The following is a 19,437-nucleotide window of genomic DNA, read 5'->3' as shown; positions in this document are numbered from 1 at the left end:
GCTTGACTCGAAAAATAGACGATACTGACTGAATGATGGAACGCCGTGTGCGGTGAAAATCGCATGCACGGTGTGGAGCGGGGGAAAACGTGGAGATTATATCAAAATGTTACCTATCGCTATAAACCATTACCGCAAACTGTGACTCCTGGCTTTTCTTAGGTTCCAATGAACCGGAAACCTTGAAATATATTGAGGAAAAATTAGGTTACCAGACGATCACTTCGAAAAGTAGGAACACATCCCATGGACGGGGACATAGTTCCCAGGGGTTCCAGCAAACAAAAAGGGAAGTGATGACAGCAGAAGAGATCGGACGGCTGCCTGTGGATGAGTGTATCGCTTTTACTGGCAGCGGGCGGGGAAAAGATGGAATCCGCCCTGTCAGGGATAAAAAGTACGATTATACCCAACATCCACTGTATCATGAGACAGCAGATGGCGGTGGAGAAATGTATTCTTACGCAAAAATGTCGTATTATGATGTCTGGAAAACAGATGATAAGGTCTTATCTGTCATGGAAGCAAGGGAAGAAGCGATCGCCTATGGTGAAAAAATGGAGGCAGTATCACCCGACGACCTGTCTATCGATGACCTGGATGCTGCTTTAGACCAGATTGATTACCCGCAGGGATTGATGCAGTCTATTTTTGCAAAAACTATTGCAGAATTAAATGAATATATTTCACAGGACGACCATAAAAGTCCAGCAATCTGCGTGATCGAAAGCGTCGAACATTTTGCCCCTAAATTGTTGAAAGATCTTGTGAAAAAGGCTTCTGTCGAGTTATCACTCCCGTCCCTGGTCATCTTTGCGGATAATAACGGCACTACTTTATGTGGTTGCGGAATTGGCATCCCGGATCCATATGCTCCGTATATTGACGATTTCTTCGCAGAAAGTAAGTCAGATAAGGAAGAATATCATTCCGAACCGAACAAAAATTACTTGTTTAAGGTTCATCGTGATCGTCTGACACAGTTTAAGCAGCTCTTGCAACAAAAAATTTAGTTTTATTAGCCTCTGGTATTGCAGGGAAACCAGGGGCTTTTTTTTATTTGTGTTATTCTTGACGTACAGAAAAATATTTTTTCTGCATATTAAGAGCGACGGATAACTGAATATGTTGTTTAAGGCTGCCACAAAAGGCAGGCAGGGGCTATATCGCCCCTGCACATGATGTGTCAATCATGCCATGCCGCTGACATAGATGTGATGATCTGACACAGATCTGCACGTGCATCATTATCATCGTGCCACTGATGCATCAACGGCAATGTCTGACAGTAACCGGTATGTGATAGACCACTGGCACAGATCCGACCAGTTATCCGTCATATTCATTATATTAGGAGGGAAAAATGATCGATTCAAAAAGATACAGAACCAAACACGAGTTTAATAATTTAACAACGGTACCAAAAGGAAAAGATTACATCATTGGATTGGATGTGGGATATTCCGGCACGAAAGTATTTTATGAGTCTGGATATTTCTGTTTTCCATCTTTCGTGAAAAAAATCGATGGAGATGTACTCAGTTTGCCGAGTGAGAAGGATATCCTCTATAGGGATAATGTAACACAGGAAATGTATATGGTCGGGTATGCAGCACAGGAGATGCTTTCCAGTATCAGCACAAATGATACGGACGAGGAATCTTTTTCTAGAAAAAGATTCGGAAACCCTTCCTTTTATATCCCTTACCGGACAGCCCTTGGAATCGCTTTATCCGGAAAAAAGGATAACCGTGGCATTTTCTTACAGACGGGCCTTCCGGCGTCTTATGTAAAAGGGGATACGCAGGATATGGTAAAGGAACTGACGAAGGACATGGATTTTTCCCTGAAGGTAGGAAAAGGAAAGTGGCAGGATTTCAAGATCCAATTAAAAAAAGAGTCCATTAACATCATATCCCAGCCGTTTGGCGGATTGTATTCGACCATCGTAAAGAAAGATGGACATTATGCCCAGATCGCGCAGGATATTTTATACAAAAATACGTTGGTTGGCGATTTTGGTTTTGGTACAGGGGATATCTACGGATACAAATCCCGGGCGATCGTCAACACCAACTCCATTGACAATATCGGTATGCGAGAAGTTATGCAGAATGTATCCAAGATGATCCTTGATGAATACGGGGAAGATATCCGCATCCAGTCTTTGCAGCACAATCTGGAGACAGGCGTTGTCATCTGTACGGATGATGATACTTTACAATCCGAAGAACGTCCGATCACAGAGATCCTTGAAAGATCCAGTGATCTCGTGTTCCAGCAGGCGATGGCAAAAACAAAGGGCATGACGAATTCCTTCCGTGATTTTTCTTATTTCATTGTTTCCGGCGGAACGGGAGAAGCGTGGTTTGAGAAGATCAAATCATACCTTTCCGGGCTGAAGACGTTGAAGGTACTTCCGAGCAACTTACAGGATCCATCTATCCCATTTTTGTATTCCAATGCCCGTGGATATTACTTTTTCCGGTATATCCGCAACAAATAATTAAAGGGGGAGTTTTATGGGATCTGCTAAATATAAAGTAGAGATAAGACTATATTCCCCGCACGATCTCGATCTGTTGTCTTACTGGGGAAATGACAAAGATATCATGCAGGCGGCATATGTCTCATTAAAAGCCTTTGCCGCCGGAGAACGGTTTTTGTTCATTTCCCCAGAAAACATGACCTTTCCAATGGGACGTTTAAAGAAATATTTCCTTAATTTAGACCAGGAATTCGATCAGGATGTGATCCACATGTTGGGAGCAGTATCTTCCGGTGCAAGGAACAACTTTATCCGTTGCATCATGCGAGCTTATATCCTGACTCCTACTGGCAATGCATGTATTAAAAGCGATGAGATGCCATGGTTCCAGGAGCGGTTCCTTATGCTGCACGGGAACATTCAAACTGTGTCTCTTGAGGAGAAATGGCTATCCCTGCGAGCAGAATATAAAGCGTTCCAAAAAGAACGGCGGAAGAAAGAAAAAGGAAAGAAAAAACAGATCAAAGTAACGGTCTTACAGGACCCGATTCCTGAAAAAACAGAAGAGGATGTTACCGTAAACGTGTCTATCCCCGCTCCAATGGAAGAGGTCCCTCTATCAAGTGAAACGGCTTTCTCAAGTCGTCCTGAACCATCTGTTCCTGACAGAAAAGAGACTATAGAAAGGATTCCAGAAGAACCGGCGGAGGCCATCTCCCCAGAAAACGCACCTATGGAAGAGGATACAGAACCACTATTTGATGAAGATGCTTTGACAGCAGCATTTGACTTATTGTTCTAAGGGGGTACAAGCATGATAAAGAAAACAATCGCTATCTTATCCATCATTTTTTTATCAATGGCTATCCTCCTTTTGCTTTTTCGGATTCATGCTGTACAGGGATACACCAACGAAATTTCTTCGCAGCCATATGAAAACAGTGTACTGATTGCAACTGGAACGGGTGATCTGAAAGTCAAAGTAAATGATCCTATATCGGGGCAAGATAACGGCATCGAGTATATATTGTGTGACACACAATGGGTACCAATTACCACAAAGAAGATCAATAAAAAAGGGGTCGCTCTTTTTAAAAATGTCCCAGTTGGCACCTATAAACTTAAACGGGTTCGAGGGGATATGGAAAAAAAATTGATCTTATCGGCTTATGTTGCGGAGGAGATCACTACGACTGTGTTGGATCGTATCCAAAACCATACACGCTATAGAGAAAAGGGAAAAACAAAAATATTGCTGGATGACCGCGCAGGATGCAGCTATAATAGTTTCTGTTTAAAAAATGACTGCGGTCATCCGTCATTGTAAGATAAGGGGCTATTATGCAGAAAGTATATATCATGGTTGGGATTCCTGGTTCTGGAAAAACAACATTTGCAAAAAAATTACAAAATGCCTCTTATCTGGGAACAGATGACATCCGGAAAGAGCTGTATGGAAAAGAGTTGACCTTGCGGGGACATGGGAAAGTGCATGGGATTCTTCACGAAAGAATTTTACAGGAATTAAATTCTAAAAAGGATATTGTTATCGATTGCATGAATATCCGGAAAACACAGCGGAAGAAACTTTTAGAATTGCTTTCTAGGGATGAGCAGGTTGTTGCCGTCCATATGGATACAAGCCTGTTCCAAGCTTTAAAAAACAACAGGAAACGGCAGCGGCATGTCCCTGTTTTTGGAATCTTATTCTTTTATCTCATTAAAGAGGTTCCGACTATTCACGAGGGTTTTTCAGATGTCATACATATTTCTTGACTAGGAGAGTTTAGCAAAATGCTAGGCTCTTTTTTTTCATATTAAATGAAAAATGACAAAAGAAATGCATTCAAAAAACGGCAGGGAAATAAATTCTGTTTTTTAATATCTGCTATAATAGGATCACATCCCGAAAAGAAAAGGAGATGATTTTTTGAATACTAAGAATGATAAGACCATCATCTGTGCATTATGCGGTAAGGTTATGGATCATGAAACGATATATCCCATCGGAAAGACCCCATCCGCCTGTTGTGGGACCTGCTTCCATCAGCTTCCGGATTGTGTCCGGAGCCACCCTTGTGATATCACTGAAGAAGCGGCCAGCGCTCTTCTTAGAAAGCAGATAGAAGCAAAGCGGCGCATTAATGCCGGATCTCTTTGTATCCGGTATAAAAAGATAGATTATTTTCAGCATAACGATGTCTTACGGTTTTCTGGTTATGTCATGGACATGGCAAATATTTCAGGTTTTACCTTTTATTCCACTTATAAGGAAGAGCTTCCAGATAAAACCGGTGCTGTGGTGCATATCTGGTGTAAAGTTTTCTTGAAAGAACCAGCGGTTTTCCTTTTGGATTATGTAGGCGAATCCCCTCTTTTTTACCGGAACGGGCCGCTGGCAAAGCAGAGACCGTGGGAGACATTTTACCGACTCACAGGGTTGGATAAGAAAAAAGAGAAAAAACGGACCCATAAAGAAAAAGGAAATGACCGGAAGAGAAGTGATATGGACCCTGTTCATGATGCAAAGGTATTATTTATGATCAATGGGGATTACACATTGGAAGAGTTAAAATCCAGATACCGCAAATTGCAAAAAGCGTTTCACCCAGACAACGGAGAAGGCGATGCCGAGGCGTCACAGAAGATCAATGATGCATATGCCGTATTAAAGCGGGCATATCAGTCGCCTCATTGACGAAAAGGAGGTGTTTTTCATGAAAGAGATGTTTTATTCTATTGGCAGGGTGTTGACTGCGCCATTTTACTTTCTGCATAAAGGGGTATCCCTGCTTGTTCAATCTGGTTTGATCGATATCATTGTCAGCGTTGGATTTCTCTTTTTGGCGATCGGTTTGTTTATCGTCAACCAGGGATCGACCAATGGGGAGATCATGTGGAACATTTTTTATATCTTGTTTTTAGCTGTTATTTATTTGATCGTGATGGGAATCTTCCATATGGCAAAGAATCTTATTTTATCGATCGTGTTTCTGATCCTCACTCCATTTGCGAAGTTCCATGTATTTTGCTATAACCATAGCTACGGGTATGCGGAAGCATCTGACAGAGGAAATGAACCGGTAGACGCAACGTATACAGGAAAGCAGGAAGATACAGAAAAGAGTTATGAAAAAAATTCGTCATTTACCCATGAACAAAGAAATGCAGGCAATGCTGGCATCCATCAGGGATGTGGGATGCTTTGACACGCCGTGATATGAGCTGTAGGCCACTGGCTTATGGCTCTTTTTTTGTGAAAGTAGAAATCATGTTCTCATCATATTAAGTATAAAGATCACATACAGAAAGGATTGATTTTTTATGAAAGATAGATCATATACCGTAAGGGAAGAGTATTTAGAAAGTGTAAAAAATAAATTACAAGATGTACTGTTGTTATGCCAGATCCATCGGATCCCGTTTTTTGCTACCATAGCGACAGAAGACGATGGAACACATACCACATACCAAAATTATGTCCACAGCGCTGCAGCTAATCACATCCCTATTACAGACGATGAGATCCGTAAACATATCCTTGTAGCCAATGGGTTTATTCCAGTCCCAAAGCGGGAAGCACAGACATTCGCCCCATTCGAACACAGTCTCTACGGAGAGAGAGAAGAATAGAGGTGATCACTTTGGATTTCTGCATAGCCCTCTTTGGTAATATCTCCACCTCTGATATATGGATGGAGTATCCTGCTTTGAAAGAAGATACCTGCTTTCTTATCTTAGTCGCTGGTGCCACTTCCAAAATAAGTAAAAATAAAGCGGAAAAAGTAAAAGGATTTTTAAGCAAAAAGAATCCCTGTTCCTATAGCAGCCTCAATATCAATGACCTTTGCAATATAGAAAAAGACCATGGCGGGAAGGTTTTGGAAACTTTACATGGTTTCCAGATCCCTTCCCGCCTGAAAGTCGTGTTCAGTTTGGGGCCGGATACCCCGTTATGCGATAATTTCCAGCGGTGGCTTGAAAAGAATCGAATTCCTTATGGGCTTCTCACTAAAAATGATGTCTTATGGAAGTTTGATCCGCAAGAGGAATCGGAATCCTGGGGAATCCTTCCCTCTGCTGCAAAAAAGACTGTATCATCCAAAGAAATATCAAAAAGGAAACGAAACTTGCAGCGTAATCAAGTTTCGCATCCGCCAAAGAAAAAGATTCCCGAAAATACCCCTTCCCAACCAACGATCACTCATACCCCTTATGTTGAGAAAGCTACAGAAGAGCAAACATCACAAATACAGCGAATAGTAGAAGAGACAGATAACTATCGCTCTTCCTTTGAGGAGTATGATGCGGGTACTACCAAGGAGCAGGATACGGTTCATCTTCAAAAAAATATTCAAACAGTCAAAACAGAACAACAGGTTACAGATAAAAATATCGAAAAAGAATCTTTTTCTGCCGATGAGGTAAATCACCCTGATATTGTTATGCCGGTTTCTGCAGCATCTTCCAGAGAAAAAGGGTTAGTTGGAGAGGAAAAAAAGTCCCAAGAATCAAATACTATCCCAGAAATCACTTTTACAGAGCCTGAAGCCGAAATTAAAAAAAAACAGGAAGAAAAAGTAGATAAGAGCCACAAACAGATAAGTCTCCCCTTCTCATTAAAAAAAATAAAAGACAGTTTTTCATTGTTCTCCGGAAAAAAAGCAATGGCAAAAACAGAAGAGATCCAACGTGTAGAAAGTGAGAAACAAAAACAGCAGGAGCAATACGCCAGGATTGAGCAATCCTTAACAGAGTCTATAGAACAGATAAGAAGTGAAATGGAACAGGCAAAAGAGGCTTACCTATATTATTTATGGCAGCCATTCAAGTTATCTGTCTGTGTACGCATGGATATCCCGCCGGAAGATTACCCTGTGAAAGAATCAGTTGTTTACTCCGTGTGGTTGGCTCTGCTTCAATCAGTCCTTATCGATGACTTTGACCAAAATAAAGGGACGCATATCCATTGGACAATCGACGGTTACCCTAATTTTGAGAAACTGAAATCTAAGGCAGTGGAATTATACCAACATCGAATCCAGTTGAACGCACCCCGCAACTTCCGCCCCCCAAAAGGATGCCTTCCTGTCATAATCCCTGTTATGGATAAAACCCCTGCATCAAACCAGAATATGCAGCTTGTCATACGGCAAATCGTACAAAAAAAGGAGGATGCGAAAAAACGCTATCTGTATTTCAACTTTATCTATATGTTATCCCTGCTGGATAAGTATACTGGTTTACTCTTTTCTTCCACACATCCAGACGCTGCATATACCGACTATCTGCGGTCAGACTACTTGAATGCCCTCTATAATGAATTATTAAAAGCATCGGATGCAGGCGATTTTAAAAATTCTTTACAGGTAGGTTATCAAATTAATATATGCAGGATCCCCGATACGGATTTCTTTTTTTTAAAGAAGACAGCGGAGGATACTGCCGCGTCACAAAAACTCTTCACTTCCCATCCGGAAACAGTAGATACCTCTGTATCCAGGCAAGAGCCCAAAGAACCAGCGAAAGCGGATAAGCCGGGAGGCCGAAAGGGTAAGTCAAAAAGATAATAGGAAGGGGGCATTCGATCTTTATGTCAGATAAAAGAGATAGCTTGAAAGAGACGGATAAGCAAGGACAGGCCCGGCGAAGCCCGCCAGGTAACCAAGCTGCCGGACGGGGCAGTTCCCGGCGTGATACAAGGGCAGAAATGGATCACAGATCCAACCCTGCATCAGCCCAAAAAAAAGAAAAGGATTCTTTTTCCCCGTCCATAGACACAAATCCTATTGACACAAATTCCCGTGATGAAATATCTCCTGTAAGACAAGATAGCCTCCCAACGGAGCAGCGTTCCGGAAGGGATATCCATAGGAAGAGTCTTGTGGAACAGGAAAATGAACGTTGGATGCAGGAGATGCGTAAGCCAGAAGGATTCCATCAAGATACAGCCGCCATCCCGAGGCCGGATACAGAAGAGCGGACAGACCCGCAGCGTGCGGATCGCAGGGAGGAATTTTCCAGAAAGGACTCCAAAAGCCCTGAAGCAGCAAGGCAGGAATATGCGTTTTCACCAGAGTATACCAATACCCGCTCTACATCCAATGAAAACGGAATTGAGCAAAATACTTACGGGAATTTCGCAAAAATAGGAAGGAGTTACCGCGATGCCCATAGGAAAAGCCGGGAAGAGCAGGAAAATGAAGACTGGCTTCAAAAAATGCGGGAAAAACCATCTGCAATTGGCGGATCTACAAGACGAGGCGCAGAAAAAGAGGATCGTTTTGATGATATTGAAGAACTTTTGTCCATACAGGACGATGCTGTAGCAACAGATGAGCAAAAAGCCGCAGATATTCACCGGGATGGAGCTGATCATCAAGCGGAATTTAATGAAATATTTTCCGAAAATGGGCAAACAGAAGCATTCGCCCAACAGATGCGTTCATTGACCAACGGTGCAGAAAAAATATGGAAGATGCAATACCGGTCTTTGGCGTCCACTGGGCGTTTTGTGATGTCCTATGTCGAGCAGACGGATGCCGGGCAGGGATACCGGGTTTTAACAGACAATGTTATGCCGGTTGCCACGTTTTTAGGCCGGGCAGGAAAGAAGAGTTTAGCCAGCTTTGCTGCTGCAAGCCTTACCCAAGATAAAAAATTCCAGGATGCACTCAAGGTGTTACGATCTGGTTACTTTAAGGATGTGAGATTTCATCTTCCCCCGGACAACCTTTGGGATTTGAAAGATGTGAAATTGTTTCAGAAGGATATCCGGCAGCTGCTGATAAAAGAAGGCATCGGTACGTTCTCTGTCGATGGTGCTTTTATGTCCGCTCAGCTTTTCCGTGCAAAATTGAAAGGCAGATTCCCGGACGCCGACCTGAATGCCTTATATACAGTCGCAAAAAAAACTGCAAATATCCAGGCACTCCGCAGTCATAACAATCTGCACTTGTACTGGGTGGCAAAGCGGCTCTCCCATAAGTATATGCGGCAGGACGATACAATGAACGCGATGCTGCTCACCGGATCTATTGTCTTTCATAGCCGCCGGACCCTGCGAAATGCTTTCCGTGTAGCCGCCCTGCTATTCCGCGCGACAGCCTTTATCGCAAAAGAGGCCGCTTTGCTTGCCGCGAAAGCCGCTACCGCTGCCGCAAAGACCCGTTTGGCGAATACATTAGCAGAAAAAAATTCTATTGCGAAAAAAGCTGTGAAATCTGTCCAGAGATCAGAACAGGCGCTGCGTCAACATCTATCAAAGAGTGCCAAACGGAAAGCAGAAAAGAAAGCAAAGAAAGTCAGAAAAAAAGCGGCGCGACAGGCAAAGCGGGATGCCATCCTGGATCGGATCCTCCCGACACGGATCTTGCGTCGCAAGCTTATCAAACCAGCAAAAAGCATCCTGACCAAAGGCCGATTTAATCCATTGGGATGGATAGGTAAATTTCTTGGAAAGTTAGCTGCTGTCAAAGCCGGTATCCTTGCTTTTGCCGGCATTCTCTTAGCTGCGGCCTCCATTTTTGCTATCTTTATCGTTTCTATCACAGCTATCCTGGAGATGTTTAACTGGGGTGCCAATGATAAAGAAACCCGCGACCATTGTTTTGAGGTCATCGCATCCAGTTTCCAGTCCCAAATGTCACAAATGGAAAACTACGGGATCGGACAGGGATACCGGAACATTATCTATACCTTTAATGACCGTGATGATGACCCGTCCAATGACCACAAAACAAATGAGGTATATACAGAAGAAGAGTTTGATTATACGGAGACGACAAACTCTGTGGAAATGCTTTCTATGGCACAAGTCTACTTTGACTTTGATCTGGAAAACGCAGACCGGACAGAGTTGGATAATTACCTTAGAGGCTTATATAATGGCAGTCATGTGATCACTACGAAAGAAGTTCCAAGCGAGGAGACCGATGAAAATGGAAATGCGAAATATACCGACCTTGAAGTCATCCTCACTACATACTACTTCGATGAACTTTTTGATTGTGCCATCACATCTGCTTCTTATGCTGGCGGTGAGTCACCGATCGCTGGGGAAGCATTTGATATCCCACAGGATTTTAAACAATCCATCACCTATGAAGGTACGATGGAATGGGCGAAAGGTGTGGCAACTAGTCCATCAAATCCAATGAAACAAGTCGTTGATGCGTGGTATGAAAATGGACAAAATGTCGGCACAGAACAGGACGGCATGCTGGGTACTCCTTGTATCATTGTCGGTGGGCAGAAACGATACCTTTGTGCAATCGTCGGCCACTTTGGACAGATCGGGGATTATGTGGATGCCTACCTGGAAGATGGGACGATCCTGCCGCTAATCCTGATCGATAACAAAGGATGTTACGATGGCGGTGCTTATCATAACTTAAATACAAACTTTATGTTTAACGGCTTCCACTATGGACATACGGTCTCTCCAGGAAACCAAAGTGTATGTTCTGTCCTGGAATTCATGAAATCTTCCACGGCACCTTCAGGAAATCCATCATCTTATTGCACCAGACTTGCACCGGTAGCTGGATCGGATTCCTCGTCTATCAAAGTTACAAAATTTGTCAATGGTGGCTCTTTCTTAAAAAATCCGTCCGGACCGCAGTATGTCAATGGTGATACAGTGGTTATTGACACAAATAACGCCAATGCTCAGATGTTTTTACAGAAATTAGGTGTGATCTCCAATACGGTAAAGACAAATGCATCCAACGTGGAACGGTCCAGTGGATGTGAAAGGACGTTCCGTACCTTTGAGAAAAAATTACGGAATAACGAAAAAGCAGAGATTAACTGTATCGGCCCTGGTAAATGGGCACTGGAAGAGATGGGCCTTTTACCAGAAGGTTGTACCTTCTATGGCTCCAGTGACGGCACCTTCCATATGCCGTCCGGTCAAAGCCGCAGAAAACTTCTCAACAAAATGGCATTGATCGAAAGGGGCGGTGCTGTAGGTATGACCTTGAATCAAGCAACCAAAGAAGGAAAACTGCAACCGGGAGATATCATCAATCTGAGCAGTTCCACATACAGCCATTCTGTCGTATATGCCGGCGCCGATTCCCAAGGACACCCTATGGTCTATGATGGCGGCGGCGAGTCAGAAAAACAAGGCTATGGTAAAGTCGGCTGTTACATTGACTACAGTAATTCTTACCAAAATTCTAAGATCCGGACGATCCTCCGGTGGAAATAGTATAAAATCCGTCAGTCTATTTTGTTGACTGGCGGATTTTTTTTATGCAGATCAGCAGCCTTTCCGCAAAACCTCTTTTTTTAAAATTCAAACCACTTTACTCAGCAAATTATTAACGGAGAAAGACGTCAGATGTCTTTCTCCTTTTTGGATTAAACGGGGAACCCGTTAGAAAGGAGGGAGGCGGAATGTCGCCGAATACAATGGAGAAATCTGTTTGCTGTGTACCGGAAAAGAAAAACAAATCTGTTTGCTGTGTACCGGAAAAGAAAAACGGACGATTTACAAAGATCAGGAAGAACCTGTTAAAAGTAACAACCACTTTCCTTTTAGCATTTAACTTCCTGTTTGGCGCATATTGCCCGGTTTTCGCTGCCAATGATGCTGAAAAGATCATCAAGGACTTACTGGGGGATTTGATCAACATCCTCTGTATGGCCTTTAGTGCTGTTGGCATCCTTATGGTAGCGTTTAGTATTCCAAAAGCGATCATGTCGTTTAGAAATGAGGATACAGATGGGCAGACCCGGGCAGCCATGGCTATTATCCTTGGCGTCTTTCTGACTGCAAGCGGTCTGATCGTAAATGGCTTTGGGCTCATTGACCTGCTTTATACCTTTTAATCGCAGCTATCCATTTGTGGGGGACGCACAGGAAATACATACTGTTTCCCGTCCTCCACAAAATAACAGGAAGGAGTGAAATATGGGATCGTTTTTATTTATGGAATTCCAGACCATTTTTGGTGGCGGCGCCATTGAGGATACTGCAAGCTTTATGTCATCTATCATCGGGGCATTGAGGAATGTATTTGCGGAAAACGGCGCTGTTACCCAAGGGATGGCTCTCTTTCTGGGTATTGCCGGGTTGATCGCGATCATTGGTTATTTCATGGAACTTTGGAATTTATCCGCAAAGGACTTCTTAACATTCGACAAGATGGTCTTGAGTTTTACCAAGGTCGTATTCGTCCTTGTCTTGCTGATCTTTTCACAGGATCTGATTGTCGCTGCATTTAATGTCTGTGCGGCAGGTTATGACTATGTAGCAGAAGAAATGCCAAATATCACGTCCAGCTCCGATAACGTAAGGATCACCTACTTTGGACAGTCTGAGATTCCGGACAACTATACGGATCCTTTACCAGATCCTGTTGATTCCGTAACACAAGGCATCTTGGATTCAGAGGCTGGCAATGACGATGACAGAACAGAAGTATCCATGCAGACAATTTTTGAGTGCAAGAAATTCACTGGCGGCGGGGCATTGGAACGTACTCTGAAGATGCTCTCTAGTATTCTTACTTTATTTTTGCCGTTCCTTTTGTGTTTCGTAGCACAGTGCGTTGCCTATTTCGTCTGTGTATCAAATGCGATCCAGCTGATCGCTTATGGGATATTTTCACCGATTGCCCTGGCACAAAGTTATGATGAGGGAAGCAGGGCCACTGGGATTCAATACCTCAAAAAGTTCATAGCCGCAGGGATCACGTTCGCTGTCATCATTGTCATCATGAGCGCGGCTTCCTGGCTGCAATCCGGGATCGTTACATGGATTGCAGGTACTTCCGGCAATTTACTCGATGATGAGGGTGTTTTAGCGATTAATGCAATCAATTTTTACAATATCATTGGTAACCTGAAATTGATCATCCCTTATACAGTCATCCAGTTTGGGGCGATTGGCGCGATCCTTAAGTGCGATCAGGTTGCAAGGGATATGTTGGGCGCACGGTAAACAGTAGAAAGGAGCTTACGTATGATCGAAAAAAGAGTGCCAAAAGATGTCCGGTCTTACAAAATGAAGACTTGTGCCGGGTTATGCACCGTCCGGCAATTACTCTTTACAGTTGGGGCAGTAGGGTGTGCCGCCATCTGTTATTTCTTTGTCCTGCGCCCGTTAGGAATCCGTGATTATTATCTGATCTTTATCGCAGCTATGATCTGCGGACTTCCTTGCCTTGCGTTTGGCTGGTTCGAACCAATGGGAGTCCCCTTGGAAAAATGGGCTGTTTTTGCTGTCCGCTATATGCTGGCACCACCCAACCGCGTTGAAAAACAGAAGTATATCACTACGGAAGACACACGGAAAAAAAAGAAAAAAAAGAAACCTATCACAAAAAAAGAATTGATGCAGCACCCAGAATACCGGGGCTACCGATGATGGAAGGAGTGAGAAAATGCCTCTTTTGTTAGAAAAACAACCGGCAAAAGTTAAGAAAGAGAAAACAGATAAAGCAGGACATAAGGGAAAACGCGCCTCATCGAAGAAGCAGGATATCATTCCAAAAAATATCATGGACAGTATCCCTTACTATATGGTGTATGACAATGGGATCATTGAAACAACACCAGGTGTATTTACAAAATCTTATATGCTGCCGGAGATTAATTTCCGGTTAGCAAAAAATGAATCACAGGACGCGATCGCCCGAATGTACGGAGAATTTTTAGGTGTCTTCGAACCAGAGATCCAAATTGAGGTCACTGTTTATAACCGTTCTATCAGCATGGAAGAATTTATGCAGGAGATTCTTTTGGAAATGCAGGCAGACGGGTTGGATTCCTACCGGGAAGAATATAACGACATGCTGCTTGAAAAGATGCTCGGGGCAAAAAATAATTTGATCGCTAAAAAATACCTGACGATCTCTGCCCCGGCAGACGATATCAGGGATGCCATTGCTGTGTTTAGCCAGATTGATGCAACAGTAGCGGAACGGCTGGCCCACCTGGTAAATAGGGACGTAACACCGATGGATACTATTTCCCGCTTGAACCTACTGAGTGAGATCTATAACCAGGACCCATCCCCAATCTATAAAAAGCAGATGATACAAGGGCATGAAGTCGAATCTTTTTCCCTTGAAAACTGTGCCAGACAGGGGATCACGACAAAAGAAGTTATTGCACCATCGGTCATGAACTTTACAAAACCGGAGATCGTGCTTGGGGAATCGGTTGCAAAAAGTTACTATGTAGCAAACTACCCAACCTGGCTGAAAGCCAGTGTTTTATCTGACTTTGAGATCCTCCCGGCTAATTTCTTGCTCAGTATCCATTTTAATTCTATCGCAAAAGATGATAGTGCAAAAATGCTCAAAGAGAAAAGCATGGCAATTCGGGGAATCATCTACAAACGGCAAAAAGACAGCTTAAAGCATGGGGTTCTTCCCGATGCCATCCAAAGCCCGGAAATAGATGAGGCAAAACGGGAAGTAGATAACTTACGGTCGGATGTCTCGAAAGAGGACGAACGGATCTTCACTGTCACGACCATACTGACTCTCTTTGCCGATGATAAAGACAATTTAAAAAAGATTGAAAAGCAGGCGATTCGGATCGCGAACCAAAACTTGATGACGATACGCCCGTTAAGTGGCACGCAACAGGAGCCGGGATTTAATTCTTCTTTGCCTTTGGCTGTGTGCCAGCTGCAGATCGACCGTATGATGCAGACCGATTCTGTATCTGCGCTGCTCCCTTTCAACATGAAGGAAATACGCCAACCGGGCGGAAGATATTATGGATTGAATGCAGTCAGCAAAAACATGATCTTATATGACCGGGCAACAGGCCCGAACCCCGCTGCCATCATCTTAGGTGTCCCTGGAGCCGGCAAATCGTTTTCCGCAAAACGGGAGATGATCAATGTCCTCTTATCTACACCAGATGTGATCTATTGTATCGACCCACAAGGCGAATATAACCCGATTGTAAATACTATGGGTGGTATCTGTCAGCAATTTGCCGAAGGTGCTGATTTCTACATCAATCCGCTGGATATTAACCTTAACACAGGGTTTGAAGGGAAAAGCCCGTTGACCGTAAAGACAGATTATGTGATGGGATTATGCAACATCATCGTGGGAGGGCAGCAAGGACTGTCACCAATTGAAAAGACCGTCATCACCAGGGCATGTAAATATGTATATGAGGATTTTATCAAATATCTGGAACGTACCGGCAAAGATTACGATTATGAAAAGAATCCAACCTTGCGGGATCTGTATGAAGAGTTGCTGCATATGCCAGAACCGGAAGCACAGACCATCGCCCTTTCTATGGAACGGTTTGTGGATGGTACATATGCTTTATTTGCCCATCATACGAATGTCAACATTGATAACCGGTTTATCAATTATGACCTCCGTAACGTGGGTACAGGGCTTGAGGAATTAGGACTTTATACCGCCTTTGGGTATGTATATAACCGGATGATGGTCAATGCTACGCTGGGGATTCGAACCTGGCTCTACATCGACGAATTTTATGTCCTTATGAACAATCAGACTTCGGCAACATATATCTCTGATATCTGGAAACAGGCGAGAAAATGGAATGGATATCCGACTGCGATCACGCAGAATATCGAAGATATGCTCCGTTCCAATGAAGCTCGGACTGTTATCAATAACAGTTACTTCAAGATCTTATTGGGACAATCGGATATCAACAGAAGAGAGTTATCTAAGTTGTTAAACATCTCCCCAATGGAGCAGAAATACATCAGCCGTGCAAAACCCGGAATGGGACTCTTGCAGATCGGGGAAGATTTTGTGCCGTTTGATGATAATTTTCCAAGGAATACTATGCTCTACAAGATCATGTCTACAAATCCGAACGAAGATCTTTCTAATATCAGTTAACTTACAGGAATTCTGGGCGAGTCGATTTCGTTCAGGATTCCTTCCATATTATATACGGGAGGTAAAAGTATATGCTTGATCTCAAGACAATTTACACTTTGAGTAGCTACACAGATGAAGATGGAGCTCCACGGAGCGCATCCGCAGTTATGACAACAAAATTACCACCCTCTGGGACCGGGGAACCAGTAACAGTTGATACTGCTTACTTAAATGCCCCCATCGTTATAAAGGGAGAAGGCGGATGTACTGTCGTTACTGCTTTATTTAAAAAAGATAAACGGGTAGATTTTTTAAGGGCTGCAAAGATCAGTATGGAATGGTTGAATCAGGATACGGATACTGCCTTAGTTCTACAAGTTGTACCTTTTTATTTTCAGGGTATGTTGACTATCCTTTTCCAGCATCTTGCTTTTTGTGATTTTTATGAAACGTTGGATAACTACAAACTAATCCTTGCCTTCGATGGGACAAAGACATTACTATTAGGCGATGACAGCATTGATATTGAAAAGATCATGAAAGAGGCGGAGAGGGAAACGGAACAGGAGCTGCGGCAGATGGATGAAGCGATCGCGGCGGAAGAAGCAGAAGCGGTGGCGATTGAAAAACAGATCAGCGAATCCCTGATGCCTGACCTGACAGATATCAACACAATCATTGAATCTCCGGAGGATGATATACCAACGGATCAGAATACACGGTATTCTGACTAAACATACAGGGAGGCGATATATTTATGCGATTAAAGAAACTGGTCATGACATTTTCCTTGTGCGGCATATTCTGTACATTACCTTTTACTTCTTATGCGGCAGCGCCGAAGAAAGATTCAGCGGAGCCAGCCGCTGTTACACAGGCGGAGACCATTGCCTCTCCGACCACAGAAACGCCGGCTCCTGCTTCATGCACTTATTTTATTGACGTAAAGACGGACATCCCATTGGCAGCAGATGATATCTTTAAAGTGACAATATCTTCCGAAGCTGGCGAGGAGACTGTGATCGAGATTAATGGGAAAAATTTCGCAGAGGAAAGTTATTCCTTGCCTGCCGGATCCTATTCTGTGACAAACATTGAATACAAAGGGTTGAATTCTGCAGTGTTCCAGCAAGGATATGGAGCTACAAAAACATTCACTCTCACAAATGGAAACGTAAATCGGATATCTTTGTATATCGGTTCCACACAGGTATCGATGGCAGATAATGATATTTTAGCAGTAGCTCCGTATTCATCCACAGCGGTAGCCAGTACGGCGAACCCTTCCCAGGAAACGACTGGCAGTACAGAAAACAATTCTATCGATAATATTTCTGCTTCCACGGAAGATGCTGCAGATAACAGTACAGAAGCATCTGTGATAGCAGAAGACCCGCCCGATGAGGATGTGATAGAGAAAGTCGATCAAGAGGAAGAAGAGGATACAGATACTCCGAAAAAAGGGGTTAAATACTATGTGAATAAATTATTATTCTGTGCTATCCTGGTATTCGTGGTCGGTGTTGCCTCGTTTATCTTTTATCGCAAAAAAGGGGCATGATTTTCAAAAGCGGGGAATTTCCTCGCTTTTCTGAAAATTATGTATGATGAGGTTTGACTTTTTTATTACCCACTAAAAGTGGGACTTATGTTCCGCTTTTTTTTGATGTTCTTCATATATTTTTCTCTATCTTTTTCCCCATATTGTTGATGTCAAAAAAATCAAAAACAGGAGGAAATGATTTATGAAAAAGAAACTGATGATTACTGCTATGGCAGTTTGCTTGCTGTTAAGTGGCTGCAGTGGAAGTGAAAATGAAGAAACGGAGAAATCGGTTTCTTCTGATTGGATTCATGTCTATGTTGATGAAAAAACCGGAGTTAATTACTTGGTTTATTCTGGTTACAAAAGCGGAGGTATCACCCCACGATATAACCCTGATGGAAGTCTCTACATTGAGGGACAGGAATAGGAAAGGAGTCAAAGTTAATGTTCAGTGATTTCGTAGTCAATTGGATTAATCAGCAGTTAGATAAATCCCGATTAACAGATACATCCAGAGTATTGTGTTCAAGAGATTCGTATGGACAATATGTAGATGTGGATTATAAGTATATATCCGAAACGGATATGGCCGAGGATTCTACGTTGATATTTGCAGAAATGACTGATACAGGAAATCCAACAGAAAACACCTGGAAAGAACTTATCGAAGATGCCGAATTTCTAAGCAAATTTTTGAATCTGCCTTTGGTTATAGGAAAATAGCAAAAGCAAAAATTTGAGTCTTCTGGATAAAACCAGAAGGCTCTTTTTTTTAATTTTTTCTCATAAGATGACATGATCTCAAGTCCGCAGGACGAGTGATGTCGTATGGATGCATTGATGAAAATGTTTCGATTATATAGATAAGCGCACACCCCGTCTACAATCTATGATTTAGGCGGGGTGTGCGTCCTTGGCTCTTAATGTACGCCGCTATGACCGCATGCGTCCGGTCACTCACGGAACAGATAAAGTATCTGTCCGACCAGAAATATGGCTTCCAATAATAAAGCTTTAGTTTGTTCTATATAAGGCTCTCTCCATGGACAACCCTCCTTTACAACTAATAATGGATATCGTATACTGTATCTATCATGAATTGTAAAGGATGCCGGGAAAGGAGGGATCACTATGGCTATCGTATCTTACGGCTTAAAGATCACAAATGCATACCATGTGTTCGATGCGACGCTGCGGATCTACCGTGCTGCCGTGAGGTACCTGATGGATATCGCCGACCTCCATTATGGAGACCTCCTTCCCCTCAACGGGTATATCACGGCAAACGGAAAGACCGTCATCGCACAGCAGCACCGCCAGCAGTATATGGAACGGCTGGTCCACAGCACAAAGAGCCATCCTGCGGAGTACCCGAAGTTCGACCGGGACTTTTACAAGTTCCCGTCCTACCTGCGCCGGGATGCCATCAATACTGCAGTGGGCAATATCCTCGCCTACCATTCCCAGCTTAAAAACTGGGAAGACGGGGGCAGGCAGGGAAAGCGGCCATCCTTAAAACGGAACCCTCTGGCTATGCCTTGTTTTTACCGGGGGAACAC

18 protein-coding genes and 1 pseudogene are annotated in these 19,437 nt (G+C 43.2%); all 19 read left to right on the top strand.

Annotated features, from left to right (window positions below):
* Positions 1-128: 128 nt before the first annotated feature.
* Entirely contained in the window at positions 129-1,013 is an 885-nt protein-coding gene (locus tag B5F87_RS17565) for a TraM recognition domain-containing protein (protein WP_087283393.1), read from the top strand.
* Between the two features lie 350 nt (positions 1,014-1,363).
* Positions 1,364-2,506 (top strand): ParM/StbA family protein, encoded by a 1,143-nt coding sequence (locus B5F87_RS17560; RefSeq protein WP_087283391.1) that lies wholly within the window; start codon positions 1,364-1,366, stop codon positions 2,504-2,506.
* A gap of 16 nt (positions 2,507-2,522) precedes the next feature.
* Positions 2,523-3,290: a hypothetical protein gene (locus tag B5F87_RS17555; protein WP_087283389.1), complete on the top strand. Its 768-nt coding sequence runs from the start codon at positions 2,523-2,525 to the stop codon at positions 3,288-3,290.
* A 12-nt stretch (positions 3,291-3,302) separates the two neighbouring features.
* On the top strand, positions 3,303-3,815 hold the full coding sequence (locus B5F87_RS17550; RefSeq protein ID WP_087283387.1) for a prealbumin-like fold domain-containing protein: 513 nt from the start codon (positions 3,303-3,305) through the stop codon (positions 3,813-3,815).
* A 14-nt stretch (positions 3,816-3,829) separates the two neighbouring features.
* On the top strand, positions 3,830-4,264 hold the full coding sequence (locus B5F87_RS17545; protein WP_087283384.1) for an ATP-binding protein: 435 nt from the start codon (positions 3,830-3,832) through the stop codon (positions 4,262-4,264).
* A 154-nt stretch (positions 4,265-4,418) separates the two neighbouring features.
* A complete protein-coding gene (locus B5F87_RS21495) occupies positions 4,419-5,186 on the top strand; it encodes a J domain-containing protein (protein WP_087283382.1) in 768 nt (255 codons plus the stop codon).
* Positions 5,187-5,205: 19 nt separating this feature from the next.
* Positions 5,206-5,697, top strand: a complete 492-nt coding sequence (locus B5F87_RS17535; RefSeq protein WP_087283380.1) for a hypothetical protein — start codon at positions 5,206-5,208, stop codon at positions 5,695-5,697.
* A gap of 115 nt (positions 5,698-5,812) precedes the next feature.
* Entirely contained in the window at positions 5,813-6,121 is a 309-nt protein-coding gene (locus B5F87_RS17530) for a hypothetical protein (protein ID WP_087283378.1), read from the top strand.
* 77 nt (positions 6,122-6,198) lie between these two features.
* The gene (locus tag B5F87_RS17525) at positions 6,199-8,058 is read left to right on the top strand and encodes a hypothetical protein (RefSeq protein WP_143405278.1); all 1,860 of its coding nucleotides are present in this window, start codon (positions 6,199-6,201) and stop codon (positions 8,056-8,058) included.
* A 314-nt stretch (positions 8,059-8,372) separates the two neighbouring features.
* The gene (locus B5F87_RS17520; RefSeq protein ID WP_143405277.1) at positions 8,373-11,702 is read left to right on the top strand and encodes a hypothetical protein; all 3,330 of its coding nucleotides are present in this window, start codon (positions 8,373-8,375) and stop codon (positions 11,700-11,702) included.
* Positions 11,703-11,890: 188 nt separating this feature from the next.
* Complete coding sequence (locus B5F87_RS17515) at positions 11,891-12,325, top strand: hypothetical protein (protein WP_087283371.1); 435 nt, start codon at positions 11,891-11,893, stop codon at positions 12,323-12,325.
* A gap of 82 nt (positions 12,326-12,407) precedes the next feature.
* Positions 12,408-13,439 carry a hypothetical protein gene (locus tag B5F87_RS17510; protein WP_087283369.1) on the top strand — a complete coding sequence of 344 codons (1,032 nt, stop codon included), beginning with the start codon at positions 12,408-12,410 and terminating at the stop codon, positions 13,437-13,439.
* A gap of 21 nt (positions 13,440-13,460) precedes the next feature.
* Positions 13,461-13,865 (top strand): PrgI family protein, encoded by a 405-nt coding sequence (locus B5F87_RS17505; RefSeq protein ID WP_087283367.1) that lies wholly within the window; start codon positions 13,461-13,463, stop codon positions 13,863-13,865.
* 16 nt (positions 13,866-13,881) lie between these two features.
* Positions 13,882-16,350, top strand: coding sequence for a hypothetical protein (locus B5F87_RS17500; RefSeq protein WP_087283365.1), 2,469 nt, complete (start codon positions 13,882-13,884; stop codon positions 16,348-16,350).
* 71 nt (positions 16,351-16,421) lie between these two features.
* A complete protein-coding gene (locus tag B5F87_RS17495; protein WP_087283363.1) occupies positions 16,422-17,066 on the top strand; it encodes a hypothetical protein in 645 nt (214 codons plus the stop codon).
* Between the two features lie 23 nt (positions 17,067-17,089).
* A complete protein-coding gene (locus B5F87_RS17490) occupies positions 17,090-17,893 on the top strand; it encodes a hypothetical protein (protein ID WP_087283361.1) in 804 nt (267 codons plus the stop codon).
* 184 nt (positions 17,894-18,077) lie between these two features.
* Entirely contained in the window at positions 18,078-18,305 is a 228-nt protein-coding gene (locus B5F87_RS17485; RefSeq protein ID WP_087283358.1) for a DUF6440 family protein, read from the top strand.
* Between the two features lie 17 nt (positions 18,306-18,322).
* A complete protein-coding gene (locus B5F87_RS17480) occupies positions 18,323-18,601 on the top strand; it encodes a hypothetical protein (protein WP_087283356.1) in 279 nt (92 codons plus the stop codon).
* Positions 18,602-19,009: 408 nt separating this feature from the next.
* Positions 19,010-19,437, top strand: a pseudogene (locus B5F87_RS17470) (hypothetical protein); the annotation flags it as partial.

Source organism: Eubacterium sp. An3 (genome assembly GCF_002159465.1).
GTDB classification, from domain to species: Bacteria; Bacillota; Clostridia; order Lachnospirales; family Lachnospiraceae; genus Anaerobutyricum; species Anaerobutyricum stercoris.
This window is presented reverse-complemented; position numbering and strand designations above follow the sequence as displayed.

Coding starts and splice junctions, on each gene's coding strand:
- B5F87_RS17560 (WP_087283391.1), top strand. CDS start 1,364: ATGATCGATTCAAAAAGATACAGAACCAAACACGAGTTTAATAATTTA.
- B5F87_RS17555 (WP_087283389.1), top strand. CDS start 2,523: ATGGGATCTGCTAAATATAAAGTAGAGATAAGACTATATTCCCCGCAC.
- B5F87_RS17550 (WP_087283387.1), top strand. CDS start 3,303: ATGATAAAGAAAACAATCGCTATCTTATCCATCATTTTTTTATCAATG.
- B5F87_RS17545 (WP_087283384.1), top strand. CDS start 3,830: ATGCAGAAAGTATATATCATGGTTGGGATTCCTGGTTCTGGAAAAACA.
- B5F87_RS17535 (WP_087283380.1), top strand. CDS start 5,206: ATGAAAGAGATGTTTTATTCTATTGGCAGGGTGTTGACTGCGCCATTT.
- B5F87_RS17530 (WP_087283378.1), top strand. CDS start 5,813: ATGAAAGATAGATCATATACCGTAAGGGAAGAGTATTTAGAAAGTGTA.
- B5F87_RS17515 (WP_087283371.1), top strand. CDS start 11,891: ATGTCGCCGAATACAATGGAGAAATCTGTTTGCTGTGTACCGGAAAAG.
- B5F87_RS17510 (WP_087283369.1), top strand. CDS start 12,408: ATGGGATCGTTTTTATTTATGGAATTCCAGACCATTTTTGGTGGCGGC.
- B5F87_RS17505 (WP_087283367.1), top strand. CDS start 13,461: ATGATCGAAAAAAGAGTGCCAAAAGATGTCCGGTCTTACAAAATGAAG.
- B5F87_RS17500 (WP_087283365.1), top strand. CDS start 13,882: ATGCCTCTTTTGTTAGAAAAACAACCGGCAAAAGTTAAGAAAGAGAAA.
- B5F87_RS17495 (WP_087283363.1), top strand. CDS start 16,422: ATGCTTGATCTCAAGACAATTTACACTTTGAGTAGCTACACAGATGAA.
- B5F87_RS17490 (WP_087283361.1), top strand. CDS start 17,090: ATGCGATTAAAGAAACTGGTCATGACATTTTCCTTGTGCGGCATATTC.
- B5F87_RS17485 (WP_087283358.1), top strand. CDS start 18,078: ATGAAAAAGAAACTGATGATTACTGCTATGGCAGTTTGCTTGCTGTTA.
- B5F87_RS17480 (WP_087283356.1), top strand. CDS start 18,323: ATGTTCAGTGATTTCGTAGTCAATTGGATTAATCAGCAGTTAGATAAA.